Origin of the sequence: Mesorhizobium sp. M7A.F.Ca.CA.004.06.1.1 (assembly GCF_003999135.1) — a bacterium.
Lineage (GTDB): Bacteria > Pseudomonadota > Alphaproteobacteria > Rhizobiales > Rhizobiaceae > Mesorhizobium.
The window spans coordinates 1-959 of sequence record NZ_RZPQ01001244.1; the positions used below are offsets into that span (position 1 = coordinate 1).

Annotated in this window: 1 pseudogene; it reads right to left on the bottom strand. The window is 68.3% G+C overall.

Annotated elements, in window-relative coordinates:
- Positions 1-959 (bottom strand): annotated as a pseudogene (locus tag EN906_RS37645) (autotransporter outer membrane beta-barrel domain-containing protein); the annotation flags it as partial.

The window sequence follows — 959 nt, forward strand, 5'->3', positions numbered from 1 at the left end:
CCGACCGACTGCGCCATGATGCCGTGCGACTGAATACCTTCGGTCTGGACGACGGCGCCGTTGATGACATCAACGGTCTTGCCGCCGCCACCGCCGGCGCCCTTACCACCGATCCCGATGCCGAGGCCCAGGTTCAGTCCTGCGGAACCGCCGCCCGTGCCGCCGCCACCGCCGATGGATTGCGCGACAATACCCGTCGAGCGATCGCCGATCGTATGGATCAAGCCGCCACCAATTGTGGCCCTGACCGTCTCGGCCTCGCCGGCCGCTCCGCCTTTGCCGCCGCTGCCGATGGTCGCAGCGATAGCGCCATTGAAGGAAAAGCCGCCATTGCCGCCGCCGCCGCCGATCGATTGAACGATCAGGCCAGCGGAGTCGGCGCCGTGGGTTGTGATATTCGTGGTGGTGGAGTTGTAGACGACCTTGCCCGCGGCGCCGCCGCCGGCGCCACTGCCGCCGATGCCGACGGTCAAGCCAAGGCCGACACCGATGACGCCGCCGCCATTGCCGCCGCCGCCGCCGATCGATTGCACGATGATACCGGCCGACCTTTCCTTGAAGGTCTCGACCGAACCATTATAGGTCGCATCGACCGCCTTGCCCGCGCCTGCCGCGCCGCCGCCACCACCGATGCCCAGATTGGCGATCGCGCCAAACGTGCCGACGAAGCCGCCATTGCCGCCACCGCCGCCGACCGACTGTACGACGAGGCCGATCGAGTCGGTGCCGCGCGTGATGATCGATTGCTGGCCGCCATTGGCGGTGCGGAAGAACACGTCGCCGCCATCGCCGCCGCCGCTGCCCTTGCCGCCGATTCCAACGCTCGCTCCGAAGAGGGCGCCTTCCACGACAAAGCCGCCATTGCCGCCGCCGCCGCCAAGCGATTGGACGACGATGCCTGCCGACCGGTCCTGCAGGGTTTCGACCGAGCCGCCGGTGGTGACGTCGACTTTCCTGGC